This is a genomic window from Paenibacillus hemerocallicola (genome assembly GCF_006265175.1).
GTDB classification, from domain to species: Bacteria; Bacillota; Bacilli; order Paenibacillales; family NBRC-103111; genus Paenibacillus_AB; species Paenibacillus_AB hemerocallicola.
In genome coordinates this window covers 76199-95204 of the sequence record NZ_VDCQ01000023.1, presented here as the reverse complement: position 1 = coordinate 95204, position 19006 = coordinate 76199, and the positions used below count along the sequence as shown (strand labels likewise).

Sequence of the window (19006 nt, the reverse complement as noted above, 5' to 3'; positions counted from 1 at the left end):
CATGAAGGCGACGACCCGCATTTATTTGGACGCACTGCTGCAAAACATCAAAAGCGTAACGTTCTTCACCTTCCTGGGTGTGCTAATAGCCAGACTCGGCGCCAGCGACTTCGAAATCGCCCTGTCCAACTCGCTTCCAGCCCTTTTCTGCGCGCTCTCGCTCGCTTTCCTCACCCGGCAGTTGCCGGTGACCCGGGGCGTGTTCCTGACAAGCGGCTACGTACGCCAGTTCGCCTTTATTTGCATGGCGCTGTCCGTCCTGCTGCCCAATCCGATCCCCGTGCTGCTCGTATTCTGGTCGATCAACGCCGTTTCCGTAATCGTCACGTCGGCCCAGCAGCCGGCCATTTTGCGCCGCGTCATCGAGCCTCAGCAGTTTCCCGCCCTGTTCAGCCGGAACAAAATTATCGCCCTGTTCGTCACGACGGCGGGCGGGCTGCTGATCGGCTATGCGCTCGACGCGACCGATTCTTATTTTCCATATAATTACGTGGGCTCGATGCTGATCGGCTGCTTGTCCACCTTCGCCGGGATGTCGCTGATCGCGAGCCTTGCGCCCAGGGAGAAGACGAAGATCCGCTTCCAAGGGGTTCGGCCTTTCCGGGAATGCGACGGCAAAATTTGGTGGATGGCGCTGAACAACGCAGGCATTTATATGACCCCGTCCCTCTTTACGATTTATCATGTCAAGACGCTGCACCTGAGCAATACGCAGATCGGCTATTTCGTCGTCACCGCCGGGATCGTCTCCGCGCTGGCGCTGCCGCTCGTCCGCAAGCTGATGGAACGGTACGGCACGATGCGAATTTATTCCGCAGCTCTGATCGGCATGCTGCTGTGCGCATTCCCGTACGGCTTCATCGAAGCGTATTGGCTGCTTGTCGTCGCTCAGGGCTGGACGGGCTTCATGCTCGCAGTGTGCGAAGTGTCCACGCAAACGATGATGATGGAGGAAGCCGGCAAGCATAAGGCGGAAATGGCCTACTTCTCCGACTTCCAGCTGGTCATGCAGCTCGGCATGGCGATCGGACCGCTTATCGCCGGCGCACTCGTAACGGTATTGCCCCTGTGGGCCTGCTTCAGCGCAGTCGCGCTGCTCCGGCTGGCCTTCTTCCTGTCGCGTTCGGTTATGTCGGAGCGGGGCAGAAGGGCGGCCGGGAGCGAAACGGCTCCTGCGTCGGCGCGCTGACCGGAGCTCCGCACGCCTTTGGCAAAGTAAAATGGATAAAAGCCGCTCCCATTCGAGCGGCTGCTTGATTTAGACGTGTTTGCACCTATGATTCCAACGACCCGAACAACTCTCGCAAATAATCTCGACGTCCATGCAAAATGCGATGGATGACTACGGCATGATCTATAATCCTGTAAAAAACCAAATAGGGATGAACGACAATAAATCTATAACCGCGCTGTACGAGCGTGTATTCCTCATCCGATAGCACCGAACCCATATTTGGAAAATCGGCCAAATTTGCAATTTGACGATCCAACTTTTCCAACAAGCTTTCTGCTGCTGAAACATTGTCTTGCGATATAAACGAGAAAATCTCGTCCATATCATCGACTGCTGCAGGAGTATATTTGACCTTACTCTTTTGCGGCATTGATCTTCCTCCGCATGCCTGCTATAACTTGGTCGTGTTCAATTAACTGCTCTCCCTCGGCAACCTGCTTCTCTGCAACCAACAACTTCGATTGCAGCTTGATCCTGGCTTCCATGCGTCGAAATGCTTCATGACTCATCACAACCAAATCAGCTTCACCATTACGTGTAAGGATAACCGGCTCATCTATTTCATGGCAGTATTTTGAAAAGCCATTATAATCTTGTCGAATTGTAGTAGACGGCTTTATATTCATCTTCTCCAACTCCTTTTTAAATATCATTATTATGACGATATTATATCATCAAATCAACTGCGATTGCTACCTTTCGCTTACCGCTATTTGTGATGCGGCTCAGCATTTGCCCTCCGTAAACGAATAGAGGGGCTGTCCCAGTCTTCACAGACTCCGGGAAAGCCCCTTTATTGCAATCTCTTGCTTTTGCTTTATCCGAACAGGACATCAAGCGATCACTGCGCTCCCCATCCTCCGTCAATCACAAATTCCGATCCGGTCGAATGCTCGGCGTGATCAAGTATTGGATCCGATCCGATTTTAAGTACTCGTCCACTTCTATGTGCGAGCAGATGACGATGATCAATTTGAACAGGCCTGCCGACATGATCATTATTAAAAGCTCTAATTAACCGGGCCAACAGGATTAATGCCCAGACGACGGCTTGGCGCTGGCCGCCCTGACCGATTACTCCGCCGCCGTATGCGCGGGAATCGTATCTTTCCTCCGATAAATGCCGAGCAGCAGCCCCGCCGCGGCAAATTCCATCATCAGATGACTGCCGTAGCCGAGAAACGGGAACGGGAGACTGACCAGCATCACCCGCCCGCTCATCATCGCCAGTCCGTACACAAGCTGAAGCGCGAGCACGATCGACAAGACAAGGAAGAGCGCCTTACCGTATGGCTCGCGAACGACCCGTACTGCATGCGCGAGCCGCGCCAGCAGCCAGACGACCGCCCCGATCAAGAGCAAACCCGCGACCCAGCCGAAGCTGTATATCAAATAAGGGAGCAGCATGTCGGAATGAATGAGCGGCAGCCGCTCCGGCATGGCGCCGAAGCCGTGCCCGAGCCAGCCGGCCGAGCGGATCGCGGCAAGCTGCTGCATATACATATACCCGTTGCCGAGAGGGTCCTGCGACGGAAACAGGGCCGCCCCGATTCTCTTCAGCAAATACGGATCGTTCCATACGAACAGCATTCCGGCTCCGGCGGCGCCCAATGCGGCCAACCCGCTCCGCAGCCATTTGCCGGTAAGCCAACCCGCCACAACGAGCATAACCGCCGAGTACATACCAAGCTCGGGCAAAGCGCGGATCAGGACAAAAAGGACGCATGGCCCGCCCAGAACCAGCAGCTTCAGCGATAATCGCACGCTTCGCCGTCTTGCCTTGTCAAGACTGCCGTTCATCAGAATGCCCGTAATTGCAATAACGAGCAGATAAGGGCCTAGGGCGATCCCATTCAGCGATATAGGACCGAAAACGATGTACTCTCTGACTCCGTTTACGCTGAACCCGAATATCGTTGTCGCGACTATGCCACCGAGCGTCGCAGCGTATAGAATCCAAGAGCCCTTCCTTAATTTGCGGTAATCCCAAAAGTATAGGACGAGCATGATCAGCACGCCCAGTACGACATACAGAGCCTGCCGTTGAGCGAATTGTACGCCGCCGAACAGCGCCGAATCCCGATAGCTGGTATCGACGGACCACATGGCCAGCAAGCCCATGACGGACAGCAGCGCAATCGTGACGAGCAATCCCCAATAGGTGCGCGGCTTATGTATGGAATGCAGTCTTTTGCCCAGCATAACGGGATCGCCCATCTGCGCGATCGCCCAAGCCGCGGCCTCCTCGCGTGAACGGCCCTCCGCTTGCTTATCGCTTATTCTTTCTTCCAGATGGGCGCCGAGCTCTTGGCGAATATCCCGATGCATGTCGCGCGACCGGATATGGGCGCATACCCGGTTCAGAAACGTATCGATTTCATCGTGTTCCCGCATGGATGGCTCCCCCCTCTCCAAGAACCGAATCGACCGCTCGGCGAAAGACGAGCCATTCGGCCTTTTTCTCCTGCAGCCTCTTGACCCCCTCGTCGAGAATGCGGTAATATTTCCGCTTGCGCCCGTCCGCCTCCGTCCAGTAGGCTTCCACCAGCCTCTCGCTCTCCATCGCGTGGAGAATCGGGTACAGCGTCCCCTCCTTGAGCGAAAAAATCCCTTCCGATCTCCGCTCCAGCTCCTTGATCAGCTCGTAGCCGTACATCGGCTTGCCCATCAGCACGGTGAGAATCAAAGTGCCGGTAGTCCCTTTCATCAACTCTTTGCTCGGCTTCAATGGCGTGCTCCTTCCGTCGCTTTGCTTCTCCGCGTTCGACGCGACCGGTGATCATGCAATCATGCAACGATTCCTTCGCGTCAACGCAGAAGAGGACGATACATAGGATTACTATACATAGATTTACTATGTATAATATACACGGATGCACTCCTTATGTCGATCGTAAGCTTGCACAGGTCACCGCCTGAGGGCCGCGCAAATTACAAAAGGCATGACCGACCTATACAAAGCCGTGTTAAGCCTATATATGCAAATTTGCAGTTGTGTAACATGTTAATTGAAGTGAAAACGCTAACAAAGGAGTTGTGAATGATGGACAAGGTCAAAAAAAGGATCGCTCTGCTGCTCTCCGCCGTCTTCGCGGTGACGCTGCTCCAACCGGCCGCTTACTCGGCGGAACCGGCTGCGGCCGGCTTGCTGCCCGCGTTCCCGGGGCCGAGGGCGGCGGCATGTACACGACCGGGGGAAGGGGCGGCGAGGTGTACGAGGTAACCAATTTGAACGATTCCGGCCCCGGCTCCTTGCGGGACGCCGTCAGCCAAGGAAATCATCTTTAATGATTTTGAGGGCCGAGAGATTCGTGTCGTTACAGATCTGATGCAGATTACCGCCGAACAAATTACCCAAATCTATAAAGCCCGCTGGCAAATAGAAGTGTTTTTCCGTTGGATTAAACAACACTTGAATGTGCCCACGTTGTTTGGCACCACCGAAAATGCCGTATACGGTCAACTATTTGGAGCTTTGATCGTTTATGTGTTGTTGAAGTGGTTGTACGATGGCGCGAACTCACGCTTGCCTCGGCATGTTGTTCTTTCGTTTGTTCCGTTTTCGCGTTTCCTTGTACTTGGCCTGCTTCCTGTTGAGTGGCAAATTCGCCTCAAACTATTGATTCCAGATACACCACTCATTACTTGAAAATGCATTACATATTCTGGTTAATCAACAGCTCTGTAGACGTATACCTTTAATGGAGTATCTATCTATAAGTTCTTGAATAATCTCAATAATAAGGTCCTTATTTGAACGGGAAGAGGGACACACCCAATTCGCAAGAAATTCTTCGTAGTATAAAAACTGACAAAAATTAAGTTTTCTTCGAGTAGGAGTACCTATGGTATGTCCAAACCCAATAATTGGAAAAACATTGATATTATCCTGAATTTCGAAAGCCTATAGAGTCAGGGTTATTCTTCTTTCTTACTAGTTTTTAACTGGACTTAAAGACACCAATTACTGTTTTGCCGTCCACGTCGTACAATGGGATTTGCCGCGGGCCTTCCGCTTGGCGCTTTTTGTTAAAGGCGAGAGCCTCTTCAGGTGTTTTTGGCAGTTCGACTTCTAAGTCTTTTTTCCGAATGTAGCCCCTTACTCCGCCTTCTCCAGTCGCTTCAATTAATTCCGGTCGATCTTCAACCGTGCGGGCATATAAGGCCGAACCATATGTTTCTCCGTTCTCATTTTTCGGATAGATTGTTACAGGTGTCGGCTTTTGATTTGTTTTGGCACTGGTTGTATTTATGGCAAATGTCCCAAAGATAACACCTAGTGCTAAGACACCACCAACAATAATGATTCGTCTTACTCTCACTGAAAGATTCTTCATGTGTTTACCTCCTAAATTAATAATAATAATGTTCTCGGAGTTAGGTTGTTCGAAGTAATTCAGTATAAATGCTTTGCAAGGTAAATAATTATTTTTACAGATTAACCTCGGAAAAACGTCCACATAATCAAAAAAACTCGCTTCATAATCCAATTATACTATATTTTTTCCTTAAAAAGGATGATAAATTCCTAATAAATTCATGATAACTGTTCGTTAACACCGCCATGCCGATGCTAAATCTAGACGTCGCCCTTCCGATATATACTGTGCCTTAGAGTGTTCCGATCGCGTCACAGCGTCTCGGATGAACTGGACGAACGCCGCTGTAGTTGCTCGAGACGAAAGAGACTCCAATCTTATCCGATCAGTTGTCATCTAAAAAAAATCACACAACAAAACCGGGATGATAACCCTTTAAAAATTGTGGTTGATCACTCAGCAAGACCCACGGTTGCGTAAAATTTCTTTATCATCTTAAGTCTTTTCATTGTATTTATTCTCATTGGATATCTAAAAATAAAATAAACCCGTCGAGGCTTCCCCCAACAGGCTGAAACAAATCTTGCTCTCTCAATTAATGTTATTCTTGCTCGCTAGTTTTAACTTCACTGAACTTAAACACACCAATCACTGTTTTGCCGTCCACGTCATACAATGGGACTTGCCCTGGTCCTTCCGTTTGACGCTTTTTCGTTAAGGCGATAGCTTCATCAGGTGTTTTTGGAATATCACCTATAAGGTCTTTTTTTCGAACGTAAGCATCCTTCCGGGCTCCCGGTTCGTGTTTACCTTACGGTAGCGTAGCCGCCACCTTTAACAAATGCTCATAGCGATTGACTCGCTAAAGTTACGACTGCCCGTCGCACATAAAGCCCTCGGCTTTTGCCGAGGGCTTAGATAAATGACCAATAGGTTACTCTGTTATGTCGAATTCATTCGAAAGTTTCCAAAGGGGCCCTAGTTTTTCATCGGTGTATTTGACTAGTTCGGCCACATGTGTAGCACCGGTATTCCGTTCCCAAATCATTTTGGCACTTTTTTCGTTACTGCTAATCAGGATTCCATAGGCTTTATCGCCTTTTTGATAAGATTTTTTGGCCTGATTCACAGCCATATGAAACGATTGCTGTTCAGTATTGCTCAGATATTGTGTATAGTGCTGAAGAATATCAAAGCCGAAATATAGCTTAAAATCGTCTTTGTTAAAGGTCGCAGCTTCCTTATTGGATAGTCTGTTTATTCCTTTATGCCATGACGCGTAGAGTTGTTCCACTACTTCTTTCTTTTCACTTTGCTCCCATGTCGTTGTCAAGCGTGTGCCTTCTCTTTCAATTTTCTCACTCGTAATGGGCTGAAATTGACTAGCATATACCGGACTAAGCGCGGCAAGACAAAGAATAGTGCCAGCAATACTCAATTTCAGTACTTTATTTTTCATAATGTCGATTCTCCTCTACCAATTATATGTTTGTTCAAGATAAGCGTTTTGGCTAGCATATGCTGAATCGGGAAACCAATAGTTTTGCCACGTAACCAACTCGTAGTCTTCTGTAGCCGGGTGAAAACACGCATCTAGCTTGTCATAAGCATCAACTTCCCCACTTTCGCCATGATCACCGGCGCTGACACGCTTCAAACCGGTATTCGTTCCTAATCCGTAAAGAGCAAGTATGAGACGCTTTTGCAGCGTTTCCCGGCTCAATATCTCCCTGTGGGCAACCGTCTTAAACTTGTCCGTAAATGAAATGCGCAGATCGGTTTCCTTCAAAATATCCAATAAACTCGTCATTGGCCATCGCCGCACAATTTCCCCCTTGATCCGGACTAGTTCCGGGGAGCCAAAATCGAGCGAAAATCGTCCATCATTCATGCTCCTCCTTCAAGAGTACATATGTATACATATGTTTACATATCATTACTCCTGTCGCTTGAAAAAGTTGCAATGATTGAATTTCCACGTTTTCGGCCAATCCGGTCTATCATTCGATAAAATAAAAGAGGAGTCGCCTTTCAGCGTACTCCTCTAATATCCCCCTCAGTGTAACCGGTCCGGTCGATAACCTCCCTTTGCCCGGCCAATACTATTTCAGGTTCATCCTATTAAATTTTATATAAATGAATATCCCGGTAAGGACTATAATAATACCGGACCAGAAACAAAGAGAAAGCCGCCATAACCGATCTGCGCGTAAGCTTACGAATCCGGTGATACGAACTTATGCCGCACCGTACATCGCTGCGCTTCACAGTCCGATCTCCTCCGGAGATACCTTCAACTGTCCGGAAGGGACGGCCGGCACCGCCCGGATCAGCGGAACGGCCTCTCCGGCCTCGATCATCCGGGCGGCGAGTCGCTCGCGAAGCCGTACACGTACCGGCTCGTGCGACAGCTTGTCGACGAGATTGGTCAGCTCGTACGGGTCGGCTTCCAAATCGTACAAATATTGCTCTACGTATTCCGGGGAGCCGCTGTCGCGGATCGGATCGCGATCCGGCGCCGTGACGCCGTATTTCCAACGGCGGGTGCGAATCGCCCGTCCGACCTGGGATTCGCTGATCTGCACGAACGCCTCCTGCGGCCAGTCGTCAGCCCGCCGGCCGTTCAGCAGCGGCAGCATCGATCGGCCCTGCATGACGTCCGGCACCGGGATTCCCGCCGCGTCGAGCAGCGTCGGAGGCAGGTCGATCAGGCTGACGAGCTCGCGCAGCGTCCCCCCGCCGTCGAAGCCGGGGCCGCTGAACGCCATCGGCACCCGAATCGAGCTTTCGTGGCAAGAACGTTTGTACTCGTTGTTGCGCGTCTTGAAATGGCACGCGTGATCGGAGGTGAAGGCGATGACGGTGTCCTGATCCATTCCCAAGCTTTTCAGCGCGTCGTTCAGTCGCCCGAGCGCTTCGTCCAGCCGTTTCACCATCCCGTAATAGCCGTCCAGATGCTGGTGAGCGTTGCCGCCGAGCGCCGCCAGATCGGGCGGGACGTATTTCCCCGTATAGCGGCCCCGGCTTATGTCCGGCGACGGGTAGTCGTCGCGGTGGTTTTGGTGATGCGGCTCCAAGTAGGACAGGAATAAGAAAAACGGCTTGCCGGATCGGCGCCGGTCCGCGATGTACCGGATAGCCGCGTCCGTAAGCGCATCGACCCGATAGCCGGGAAGCTCGACCGGCTCGTTGTCGTTGTTGAACAGCACCGTCCGGTAAGCGTCGGACGTGTGCTCCAACGCATCGGCGGCGAGCCAATAGTCGTAGCCGCCCCGGAGATGCTCCGGCACCGGCTTCGTTCGCGTCCCGGCCAAATGCCACTTCCCGATGTAGCCGGTGTCGTACCCCGCATCGCGGAAATAATGCGCGATCGTCCTCGCCTCCTCGCGCAGCGGGATGCCGTTCGTATAGCTGCCGCAGGCGGTCGCGTATTGCCCGGTTTGCAGACTGGCCCGGGCCGGGCCGCATACCGGCTGGCAGGTGAAGGCCAATGCCGCGTGCGTCCCCAGCTTGGCCATCCGGTCGAAATGGGGCGTCAACTCAAGCGGATTACCGTGCACGCCCGTCGTGTCCCATCGCTGCTGGTCGGTAAAAAACACGATCACATTCGGTTGTTCCGCGTTAGCTCCCATATATGCTCAGCTCCTTCCGAATCGCTATCTATCTCCTATTTATACTAGCGCAATGTCCGAGGAATAAGAAACCGAATTTGCTCATTAACGAACTTTGGTGTTACTGCTTAGACCGACTTGATCCGCCGATGAAGCGGGAAAACAGAAATAAGGTTGAAATGGTGAAATGGGCACTAAAGCCGGCGCAAAGCGGGAAAACGATGGCGAACTGTCCGTCATCCTTTGATCCCGGTCGTGGCGATGCCTTCGACGAAATACTTCTGCGAGAAGAAGAAGACGAGCACCGGAGGCACGATCGCCAGCACCGACATGGCCATGATCTGGTTCCACTCCACTGTGCCGCCCGTCGAGTCGATCGACATCCTGAGCGCCAGCGACAGCGGAAATTTCTTTACGCTGTTAATGAAGATAAGCTGGTTGAAAAAATCGTTCCAGGTCCAGATAAACTGGAAGATCGCCGCGGAGATGAGCGCGGGCGCGCATAACGGCAGCAAAATCCGGAACAGGATCGCGGGCGGACTGCAGCCGTCCATGACCGCCGATTCGTCCAGCTCCTTCGGCAAGCCGCGGAAAAACTGCACGAGCATGAAGATGAAAAACGGGAAGCAGCCGAAGGCCGCCGGCACGATGAACGGCCAGTAGCTGTCCAGCCATCCCAGGTTGCGGAAGATCAAATACCGCGGAATGACGATGACCGTATGCGGCAGCATCAGCGTCGAGATCATCAGAATAAACATCACGTTGCGCAGCGGAAAGCGGAAGCGGGCGAAGCCGTACGCAACCAGAATGCTGGACAGCACGGTCAGCAAGACCGTCGGGATCACGAGCAGGAACGTATTGAAGAAAAACGTTCCGTAGTCGTATTGCCCCGTACCCGCCCAGCCTTTCGCATACGAGTCCCAAACGAACTTGTCCGGCAGCAGGCTGAGCGAGCCGAACAGATCGGCATTCGTCTTGAACGAGCTGAAGAACAGCCATATTAACGGATAAATCATAAGCCAGCCGAACGCGACAAGCGCGATATGCTTGAGCACATTGCGGACTCGGGCGGCGCGTGCTCTGGCGGCGGTTTTCGGACGGACTTGGGCGGCAAGCGGCGTCGGCATCAGGATTTCCCCCCGTCTTCATAATGGACCCACGATCTGGACCAACGGAAGATGAACAGCGTCAGCAGCAGGATCATCGCGAACAAAAACCACGACAGCGCCGAAGCATACCCCATCTTCATATTTTGGAACGCTTCATCGTATATTTTCAGACCGAACAAGTAGGTCGATTTCAACGGTCCCCCGTTCGTGACGACGAAGGCGGCCGTAAATTCCTGCAAAGCGTTAATCGTCTGCATGACGAGATTGAAGAAAATAATCGGCGTAAGCAGAGGCAGCGTAATTTGCAGCAGCATTCTGAACTTGCCGGCCCCATCCACCATCGCGGCCTCGTACAGCTCGCCGGGAATTTGCTTCAATCCGGCCAGAAACAGCACCATCGACGAGCCGAACTGCCAGACGACGAGCAGGCTGATCGTGCCGAGCGCGACATTCGGGCTGCCCAGCCAGTTGACCGGCGGAATGTGGAGGACGGCCAGCGCCTGATTAATGACGCCTTCCTTCATGAACAGAAACCTCCATAAGATGGAGATCGCGACGCTGCCTCCAAGAATGGACGGCAAATAATAGACGGTCCGGTACAGATTGACCGCCCGGCTCTTCATATTCAGAATGATGGCGACGAACAGCGCGAAAGCGAGCTTGGCCGGCACGGCGATAAGCGAATATAGGATCGTGACTTTGATTGAGGGGAAGAAGTCTTTATCGGCCGTCATCATCTTCACGTAATTGTCGAGTCCAATGAACTTGCCCATCTTCACTACGGTCGAGTCCGTAAACGAATAATAAAACGACAAGGCGAGCGGATAAAGCTGGAATGCCAGGAAGCCTATAATCCAGGGGGATACGAATACGAGTCCCCATAGGGCCATGGAAATATTCATTTTTCTCACATGGGGTTGTTCCTTTCCGTATGCAAGTCGGTTGCCCGCGAAAGAGCCGGACGGCGGTCCGGGTGCGAACCGCCGCCGAGTGCCGTCGGCGTTCCCCGTGAACTGCCGCGTTATTGCCTGCATGGCAGGCTGCGCAATTGCGGCAAGGGGATCGCGCCGGTCGCCAGTCCTCTTTCGTATGTTTCTTTCTCTTCGGCTTTTATTTCGCTTTCATCTCGTTCAGCTTGGCAGTGAAATCTTTCAAAATTTGATCGGCCGCCTTCTCCGGAGTCACTTTGTCGTAAATGAGCTGCTGGATCGAATCTTTGACGACCTGCGCCAGCTCCGCGTTCGTGCTGACCACGTTAGGGGCGATCGTCTTCTTGGCGACGGCCATGTCGAGCCCCTTCGATATATCGGCGTTCAGGTTGCCGGATTGCTGAAGCTCTTCCCTCGCCACGGTCGAGGCCGGTATGCCGCGCTGGGTCGTCAGCAATTGGGCCGCATCCTTATCATTGATCATATAGTTGATGAATTTGGCGGCTTCTTCCTTGTACTTCGTCTTCTGCCAGATGGAGTACCCGGTTCCGGCAATGACCGCGTTGCCGGATTGCTTCGCGCCCGGACTTTCCGGAAAAGCGCTTACTCCGAGCTTCGCATTCGGAATCGCCTGCTTGTATTTGTCGTAAGACTGGACGTAGTCGACCAGCATGCCGATTTCGCCCTTCACCCACTTCGGATTTTGCTCCATCTTGCCTACGAACGCCGTGCTGTCGCCGAACGGCTCGATCGCTCCGCTCTTGTACAGATTGGACAAATAGGTCAAGCCGTCCTGAAGCTGAGCTTTGTCGAACCCGGGCGTGAAATCGTCGTTCACCCAGCCCTTGCCGGTCTTCTGCATAATATACGGCTGCAGGATGAGCTTGTTGATGACGTCGATATCGGCCGACAGCAGGTAAGCGCTTTTCTCCTTATCGTGAATTTTCTTTCCTTCCTCGATCAGCTTCTCCCAAGTCCATACCGTATCGGCGGCTATGCCGAACTTCTGCATGAAATCCTGATTGACGAACGTGGTGGCCGCGAACATCCCGGACGGAGCCATAATTTGCTTGCCTTTATAGGAGCCGAAGTCTTTCAGCGCGGATTCCGGAAGCTTGGTCAGATCGAGCGTATTTTTCACGGTGCCGAGATCGAGCATGAATTCGTTCATATCGACGGTCCACTCGTACGTGAATTGGAAAATGTCCGGTGCGATGTTGCCGGCGAGCTGCGTGGCGAGCTTCTTGTTGTAGCCGTCGAAGCCCATATATTCCGCTTCGATCTTGACGTTCGGATTTTTCTTCATGTAGTCGTCGATCGCGGCAAGCGTCGCCTTGTGACGCGCATCGTTGCCCCACCAGGCGAAGCGCAGCGTAACCTGCTTGTCGGACGACCCGGTGCCGCCGCCGGAAGACGGGTTCGTGCCCGCGGCGGAATCGCCGCCGTTTCCCGAGCTGCAAGCGGATACAAGCAGCATGGCATTAAGAGCGGCTACGGCCGATATATAACGGAATTTGCGTTTCAAGGTAAATCCCCCTTATGGACTGAATGGTTTGGCGCCTATTTCAACTTAACATGAATCCGCTTTCACTAAAAGGCACCCCGCATTGGGTATTGCCGGCCGTTTAGTCTCCCCTCATTGGATCGGGTATCATTTCTTTGGATAATGCGCTTAGCATTGCCAATTCATTGGGATTGTATCCGTTTACGGAAGAGGGCTATAATGTGGGGGGAGGGTGAAGCGATGTATAAACTTGCGGTAATCGACGACGAGGCGGATACGCGCAGCACGCTGTGCAGCTGTTTTCCGTGGGAGCAAGCCGGCTTTCATATCGAGACCCAGCTCGACAACGGTGAGAAAGCGCTTAAATACTTGCTGCATCACCCCATTCACGCGATTCTGTGCGACATCAAGATGCCGCGGATGAGCGGGATCGAGCTGGCCAAAGAAATCCATCAGCGCAAGCTTCCCGTGCAGGTCGTCCTGCTGAGCGGATTGCGGGACTTCGAGCTGGCGAGACAGGCGATCGGCTACGGCGTGCGCCATTATTTGGTCAAGCCTGCGAAATATAACGACCTTCATACCGTTCTGAGCGAATTGAAGCAAGAGCTGGACGAGGCTTCCCATATTACGACAGGCGAGCCGTTAACGACGGATTCGAACGACGGCGCGACCGTCCCGGATCACCCGGTCATTCAGCGGATACTCGCCTACGCCGAGACCGATTTCGCTACGGCCACGCTGGAGGACGCCGCGTTAATGGTCCATATGAATCCGAGCTATGTCAGTTCGCTGTTCCGGAAAGTGACGGGCGGCAACTTCTCCGAGCACGTGCATGCGACCCGCATGAAGAAAGCCGCCGAGCTGCTTCGGGAAGGACGTTGGAAAGCGGCAGAGGTCAGTGAAATGGTGGGATACGCCAATGCGAAAAATTTTATCCGCGCTTTTAAGCAATATTACGGGAAGACGCCCGGGCAGTACAAGCACGAGCATTAAATACGTCAAGCAAAGCGATGCCGCGCTGGCGCGCAAGTTTTTTCTGGACAATTTCCGGCGCGTCATCGTGCTGTCCCTCATCCCGCTTGCGGTGCTGGGCTCCTTGACCATATTTATTACCGATCGGTATATCCGTTATTCCGTCGAGCAAAACAACGAAAGCCAGCTCAATCAGATGAACCAGCTCGTTCAGGTTATTCCGGCAGAGCTCGATTCGCTCAGTCTGTCGTTCGACAAAGATCCGAAGATCAAAATTCGACTCGAGGCCATATTGAATTCGGAGTCGTTTTCGTTCGAGGAGTTGGAAGCGCTTTTTTACCTGCGCAACGTCATCGACGTTCCGGCCAACTCCAAGCCGTATATTCATTCGATTTACATTTATTACGATAACCCGTACGGCCGATTTTTAAGCACCCGCGACGGCTTGGAGCAGTTCGCCGTTTCTTTGGACAGCGACTGGTTCTCCTATTATCGGAGTCATTCGTTCCGGGAGGAAGAATTCGCCACCCAACTGCGGGAGCTGCATACGAGCTCCGGGAAGGAGCATGCCACCGAGGTCATTTCCGTCTACAAGCCATTCGCGGCATCGGGCTCGGGGCAGTATCGCGGACTGATCGTCATGAACGTGCTGCCCTCCTATTTCGAGACGGCGCTCGGTCAATGGAATCAATGGTCGGATAGCCGTTATTACTTGACGGACCGCAACGGGACTCCGCTTGTCCGTTCCCATTTTGCCGGGTCGGACGAACCGCTGCCGCTGAACGCCGCAATCGACCGGACCGACGAGCTGGCGCGCGGAGATGTGATCCGGATTCCTTACCGCGACGCCTGGGTCAGCCTCAAGCAAGTTCCGCGGCTCGAATGGAATACGGTGTCCGTCATCCCGAAAGGGGCTTTGTATAGCTTGCCCCGCACGATCGTTTACATTACCGTGGCGCTGTCGCTGGCATCGCTGCTGCTGAGCGTCCTGTATGCTTTATGGATTACGCGCAAAAACTACAGGCAAATTTTCCGCATCGTGGACGTGCTCGATTCCGCCGACCAGAATGACCCGCAGCCGTTGCCGAGCGCTCGGGCAGGGTACATCAGCGACGTGTACGAGCTGATCGTGAGCAACATTCTCGATACGTTTCTGGAGCAAAAATATTTGCGCATGCAGCTGTCCGAGCGCCAAGCCAAAATGGAGCTGCTCGAGCTCAAAGCGCTGCAATCCCAAATGAACCCCCATTTCATGTCCAACACGCTTCACTCGATTTACTGGAAAACGTTTCAGCTCACGCGTTCTCCGAACGAAGCGTGCCGGATGATCGAGCAGCTCAGCGATTTGCTGGAATACGGACTTAGGGGGCCTGACGATTCGGTAAAGCTGCGGGACGAATTGGCCAATGTACGCGGCTATGTGGCGTTGCAGCGCACCCGCTTCGCCGAGCGGCTGCAGGTGCTGTGGGATATCGACGAAGAAACGGAGGATTGCGGCGTCGTCAAAATAAGCCTCCAGCCTTTGGTGGAAAACAGCATCCACATCGGGCTCGAGGCGAATAAGACATTGTCCGTCAAAATCAAATGCCGTCTGATCGGAAACGCGTTGAAGGTAACGGTTATCGACAACGGGCCGGGGATGTCCGAAGAACGGCTCGGGCAAGTCCGCGGCGCGCTGCGTTCGGATTCCCCGGACGGCAAGCGCGTCGGGCTGTTCAATACGAGCAAGCGGCTCTCGCTGCATTACGGGCAAGGCGACCTGCTGCGGATTGTGAGCAAGCAGGGATTCGGTACGGCCGTGACGCTCACGTTCCCGCAGCCGAATAAGACGGAGTAACAGTCGTTAGCCCCCGCTGCGCCGATCCTTCGGCAGCAGAAACGCGACGACCCCGAGCAAGGGCAAGAAGGCGCTTAGCCGGATCACAACCGACACGCTCGTCACGTCCGCCAGCCAGCCGAGCGCGACGGAGCCGATGCCGCCCATGCCGAACGAGAGGCCGAAGAACAGGCCGGCTACCGTTCCGACTTTGCCCGGGAGCAGCTCTTGGGCGTAGACGATAATGACCGAGAAGCCGGACATGAGAATGAGGCCGATCGGAATGCACAGCAGCATCGAGGCGGTAGGTCCCGCATAAGGCAGCAGCAGAGCGAAAGGCGCCGTCCCGAAGATGGAAAACCAGATTACGCGTTTTCTGCCGATGCGATCGGCCAACGGTCCGCCCAGCAGCGTTCCGAGCATACCGGCAAACTGCAGGACGAATAAGCATATTTGCGCTTTGGCGAGCGGCAGCCCGAACCGGTCCATGTAATAGAACGAATAATACCCGTTCATCCCGGCCAAGTAGACGAATTTGGAGAACAGCAGCAGGATAAGCACCCCGATCACGAAAACGATCGTCTTCCGATCGGCTTGTCCGGCCGCGTTCGATTGTTTTGCAGCGCCCGCCTTCGCGGCTAGGCCTGCGCGTTCTCCGATCACTCTCGGGCCGTACCAGCGGCCGACCCCGAATTGGATCAGGATGCCCGCCAAGGCGAGCACCGTAAACCACAAAAAACCGTGCTGACCTTGCGGGGCGAGGATGAGGGCAACCATAAGCGGCCCCAGCGCCTGCCCCGTATTCCCTCCCACCTGAAAGACGGATTGGGCAAGTCCTTTGCCTTTGCCCGCGGCCATATGGGCGACGCGCGAAGATTCCGGATGAAGCACGGACGAACCGATGCCGACCGCCGTCACGGACAGCAGCAATGCGGTCAAGCTGGCCGAATAAGCGAGGCCGATCATGCCGATGAGCGAGAATACCATCCCTGCCGGGAGAAGGGAAGGCATCGGTCTTTTATCCGTATAATAGCCGATAAGCGGCTGGAGGATGGAAGCCGTGACGTTCAGCACGAACGCCACCCACCCGATCTGGCTGAAGCTCAAATTCATTTGCTGCTGGAACAGCGGGAAGCCGGCCGGAATGACCGTCTGCATCGCATCGTTGAACAGATGCGCCAAGCTGACACCGACAAGGGCGTACATCGAGTACGTCCGGGTTCGTTGCGCCGTTTTCTCCAGCGGCGATTGTGATTGCGTTTGCGGCTGCACTGCTTCTCTCTCCTCTCTCTATGTATCCATAGTAGGGAAAAGAGGCATTGCCGTCGCCGCGATTGTTGCTCCGAAAACGCGCAATTTTTGCTATACTGGCATCAGGTGAACGAACATGAACATACGCATAGAAACTCCGAAAATGGAGCTGTGGAGAATCGAGAACGAGTTTAGCAACGTCCCTCATTCTCACGAAGGACAAGTCCAGCTCACCGTGCCGATTCACGGTACGTGCCATTTCACTCATGAACGCCGGGAGTACAGGCTGGGCGAAGGCTGCGCGGTCGTCCAGCACCCCCGGGAGGAGCATCATTTCCGGCTCGGGGACAACGCGGGCGTCATTATTATCCAGCTGCAGGCGGGCAGCCTGGCCGAAGAAGTCCGGCAGGAGGAATTGTCGTTTCGGCAATATGTGAATCCGAGAGAAATCCAATCCCGCTTCCGGGATTGGATCGGTCTGCTTCTATCCCGCGATCCGTCCGACCAGCTGTCCCTGCAGGAGACCGAGGCGATGGTCGTCGGCTACTTGCACGGCGCGCTGAAAGGAAGCTTCCAGCCGGACGGCGGCGGGCCGATGCGCAGGCCCGCCATCGCGGACGTTCATCTTTCACGCGTAATCGACTATATTCACGCCAACTTCCGATCCCCGCTCACCATAGACGAGATGGCGGCCATGGCTTTGCAAAGCCGGTACCATTTTATCCGCTCCTTCAAATCGGCGACCGGCATGTCTCCTTACCAGTACGTGCTGCATACCCGGATCGAGGAAGCAAAGCGCAAGCTTCGCACGACCCGCATGTCGGTGACGGATATAAGCCTGGAGCTCGGGTTCTCGAGCACGAGCCAGCTCCACCGCGCATTTATGAATGCCGTAGGCACGAGCCCGGAACAGTATCGGAAATAGGCGTCAGTCCGCAGCGCCGTACCGGTCGATTACATCGTCCCAGTATTGCTGGCCGTAGTAGTCGGGTGCGAGATCCAGCGCTCCGATCCATTCTCTGGCGCCGGAGCCGTCCGCCCCGCCGATCCATGCCGATGCGGCCGTTCCGTCCGTCCGGATCCAGGTGAGCTGCCGCGAGGCGGGGATGTAAGCGGGGCTGTAATCGCCGAATGCTCCCTCCGGCGACGTAATGGCTGCCGACGATTCATCCTGCACGGATACGCTTGCGAGAAACGGCGGCGTTCTCTGTGGAGGCGGCGTATCGCCCGCGCCGGAGCTCTCCTTCACCCGCGATACGATGATCGTACGGCCGTCCACCCAAGCCGGGTCTCGGTCTGCGAGGCCTTGCGGCGTATAGACAGTCGGCTTGCGGAACGGCGGCCGCTTCATGGTCAGCTTCTTGTTCGCCGTCGCGTCTCTGCCTCCGCCTCCGATATAGGCGAGCATGTCCCCTTCCGGCGACCAGACCGCCCAGTCGTCGCGATTCAGCGTTTCGCCCGCCGGCATTATTTTTTTCTTGCCCCAGTACATGACGCACAGCGTGTCGCTGTCCGCCGATAAAGAGGCGGTCGGCTTGGCGATAAAGCGGACCCATTTCCGGTCCGCGGACCATTGGAAGTCGCCGGTCGTTACGGCGAAGAACGATTTTGTCATGCTCGGAAAGCTCGTAATCAGCCTGCCCTTCTGCGGATCCTGTCCATAGGCGAACGGCACTTCATACAGCGATATGTCCGACCACCCGTCCGGCTGCAGACGGGATAATGTAGAGACGAGAAAGCCGCTGCCGTCGGGCAGCCACGAATAATTGCCCACGCCGAGCGAAGCATTTTGAAACTTCTCGGACTCCGCCTTGGCCGCATCCGTCACCTGAAGCACCTCGCCGTCCTGGAAGGCGAGCATAGCGGCGGTCGGAGACCACTGTGCGTTCGTTCCGGTGCCGATTTCCACATTGCGGCCCGTAGCCGGATGATGCAGCTTGATCGTATTGTCGCCCGAGGTGTAGGCGATCCATTGGCCATCTGCCGACCATAGCGGTTTATGCGCCTTGTCCCCCTCGGTCAGCTGCCGCTCCTGCCCGCCCGACTTGACCCACAAATTTTGGTTGCGGATAAAAGCCGCTTTAGTCGAGCCGTCGCCAGCGCCATTCGGATTGCCGCCGCCCGGCTGCTCCGGACCGGCCGCTCCCGTGACGGCGGCGGTCATGCCCGCTAGAAGCAGCGACGAAGCGAGCGCGAGACGGATCGTCCACCTTCCAATCGTTCGTTTCCTCTTCATGCCATAACCTCCATTTGCTGAAAAT

General features: G+C 54.3%; 19 protein-coding genes and 1 pseudogene. 6 read left to right on the top strand and 14 right to left on the bottom strand.

Going from position 1 to position 19006, the window contains the following annotated elements; all coding sequences use genetic code 11:
• Position 1 precedes the first annotated feature (1 nt).
• Positions 2-1189, top strand: coding sequence for an MFS transporter (locus FE784_RS17625; RefSeq protein WP_139603540.1), 1188 nt, complete (start codon positions 2-4; stop codon positions 1187-1189).
• 85 nt (positions 1190-1274) lie between these two features.
• On the opposite strand, the gene FE784_RS17620 is transcribed toward FE784_RS17625, so the two are convergent.
• The 5 genes from FE784_RS17620 to FE784_RS17605 form a co-directional block, all read right to left on the bottom strand.
• Positions 1275-1604 (bottom strand): type II toxin-antitoxin system RelE/ParE family toxin, encoded by a 330-nt coding sequence (locus FE784_RS17620; RefSeq protein WP_139603539.1) that lies wholly within the window; start codon positions 1602-1604, stop codon positions 1275-1277.
• Complete coding sequence (locus tag FE784_RS17615) at positions 1588-1860, bottom strand: type II toxin-antitoxin system Phd/YefM family antitoxin (protein ID WP_139603538.1); 273 nt, start codon at positions 1858-1860, stop codon at positions 1588-1590. Before FE784_RS17615 ends, FE784_RS17620 begins: the two co-directional genes overlap by 17 nt.
• 241 nt (positions 1861-2101) lie before the next feature.
• Positions 2102-2233, bottom strand: a complete 132-nt coding sequence (locus tag FE784_RS42430) for a hypothetical protein (RefSeq protein ID WP_281287115.1) — start codon at positions 2231-2233, stop codon at positions 2102-2104.
• A 75-nt stretch (positions 2234-2308) separates the two neighbouring features.
• Complete coding sequence (locus tag FE784_RS17610) at positions 2309-3628, bottom strand: FtsW/RodA/SpoVE family cell cycle protein (protein WP_139603537.1); 1320 nt, start codon at positions 3626-3628, stop codon at positions 2309-2311.
• On the bottom strand, positions 3612-3962 hold the full coding sequence (locus tag FE784_RS17605) for a PadR family transcriptional regulator (RefSeq protein ID WP_176706309.1): 351 nt from the start codon (positions 3960-3962) through the stop codon (positions 3612-3614). The genes FE784_RS17610 and FE784_RS17605 overlap by 17 nt, the downstream gene beginning before the upstream one ends.
• A 315-nt stretch (positions 3963-4277) precedes the next feature.
• Here FE784_RS17605 and FE784_RS17600 point away from each other — a divergent pair, with 315 nt between their 5' ends.
• Together FE784_RS17600 and FE784_RS17595 are read left to right on the top strand one after the other, a co-directional pair.
• Positions 4278-4457, top strand: coding sequence for a hypothetical protein (locus FE784_RS17600; RefSeq protein ID WP_218103786.1), 180 nt, complete (start codon positions 4278-4280; stop codon positions 4455-4457).
• Between the two features lie 12 nt (positions 4458-4469).
• Positions 4470-4883, top strand: a complete 414-nt coding sequence (locus tag FE784_RS17595; RefSeq protein ID WP_342779114.1) for a transposase — start codon at positions 4470-4472, stop codon at positions 4881-4883.
• 292 nt (positions 4884-5175) lie between these two features.
• Here FE784_RS17595 and FE784_RS17590 read toward each other — a convergent pair whose 3' ends face one another.
• From FE784_RS17590 to FE784_RS17560, 7 genes and pseudogenes are all read right to left on the bottom strand, one after another.
• A complete protein-coding gene (locus FE784_RS17590) occupies positions 5176-5571 on the bottom strand; it encodes a peptidase M56 BlaR1 (protein ID WP_139603535.1) in 396 nt (131 codons plus the stop codon).
• A gap of 916 nt (positions 5572-6487) precedes the next feature.
• Entirely contained in the window at positions 6488-7012 is a 525-nt protein-coding gene (locus FE784_RS17585; protein ID WP_139603534.1) for a hypothetical protein, read from the bottom strand.
• Between the two features lie 162 nt (positions 7013-7174).
• Positions 7175-7402, bottom strand: a pseudogene (locus tag FE784_RS17580) (Tn3 family transposase); the annotation flags it as partial.
• Positions 7403-7817: 415 nt separating this feature from the next.
• Positions 7818-9185, bottom strand: coding sequence for a sulfatase family protein (locus FE784_RS17575; RefSeq protein WP_139603533.1), 1368 nt, complete (start codon positions 9183-9185; stop codon positions 7818-7820).
• Positions 9186-9400: 215 nt separating this feature from the next.
• The gene (locus FE784_RS17570) at positions 9401-10291 is read right to left on the bottom strand and encodes a carbohydrate ABC transporter permease (protein ID WP_139603532.1); all 891 of its coding nucleotides are present in this window, start codon (positions 10289-10291) and stop codon (positions 9401-9403) included.
• On the bottom strand, positions 10291-11175 hold the full coding sequence (locus FE784_RS17565) for a carbohydrate ABC transporter permease (protein WP_139603562.1): 885 nt from the start codon (positions 11173-11175) through the stop codon (positions 10291-10293). The genes FE784_RS17570 and FE784_RS17565 overlap by 1 nt, the downstream gene beginning before the upstream one ends.
• A 208-nt stretch (positions 11176-11383) precedes the next feature.
• The gene (locus FE784_RS17560) at positions 11384-12727 is read right to left on the bottom strand and encodes an ABC transporter substrate-binding protein (protein WP_139603531.1); all 1344 of its coding nucleotides are present in this window, start codon (positions 12725-12727) and stop codon (positions 11384-11386) included.
• Between the two features lie 219 nt (positions 12728-12946).
• On the opposite strand from FE784_RS17560, the gene FE784_RS17555 reads away from it, so the two are divergent.
• Positions 12947-13699: a response regulator transcription factor gene (locus tag FE784_RS17555; protein WP_176706307.1), complete on the top strand. Its 753-nt coding sequence runs from the start codon at positions 12947-12949 to the stop codon at positions 13697-13699.
• On the top strand, positions 13626-15515 hold the full coding sequence (locus tag FE784_RS17550; protein WP_139603529.1) for a sensor histidine kinase: 1890 nt from the start codon (positions 13626-13628) through the stop codon (positions 15513-15515). The genes FE784_RS17555 and FE784_RS17550 overlap by 74 nt, the downstream gene beginning before the upstream one ends.
• A 6-nt stretch (positions 15516-15521) precedes the next feature.
• Here the strand turns inward: FE784_RS17550 and FE784_RS17545 are convergent, their stop codons facing one another.
• A complete protein-coding gene (locus tag FE784_RS17545; RefSeq protein WP_139603561.1) occupies positions 15522-16700 on the bottom strand; it encodes an MFS transporter in 1179 nt (392 codons plus the stop codon).
• A 181-nt stretch (positions 16701-16881) separates the two neighbouring features.
• Here FE784_RS17545 and FE784_RS17540 point away from each other — a divergent pair, with 181 nt between their 5' ends.
• Positions 16882-17670: an AraC family transcriptional regulator gene (locus FE784_RS17540; protein WP_139603528.1), complete on the top strand. Its 789-nt coding sequence runs from the start codon at positions 16882-16884 to the stop codon at positions 17668-17670.
• 3 nt (positions 17671-17673) lie between these two features.
• Here FE784_RS17540 and FE784_RS17535 read toward each other — a convergent pair whose 3' ends face one another.
• On the bottom strand, positions 17674-18981 hold the full coding sequence (locus tag FE784_RS17535; RefSeq protein ID WP_176706306.1) for a WD40 repeat domain-containing protein: 1308 nt from the start codon (positions 18979-18981) through the stop codon (positions 17674-17676).
• Positions 18982-19006 lie beyond the last annotated feature (25 nt).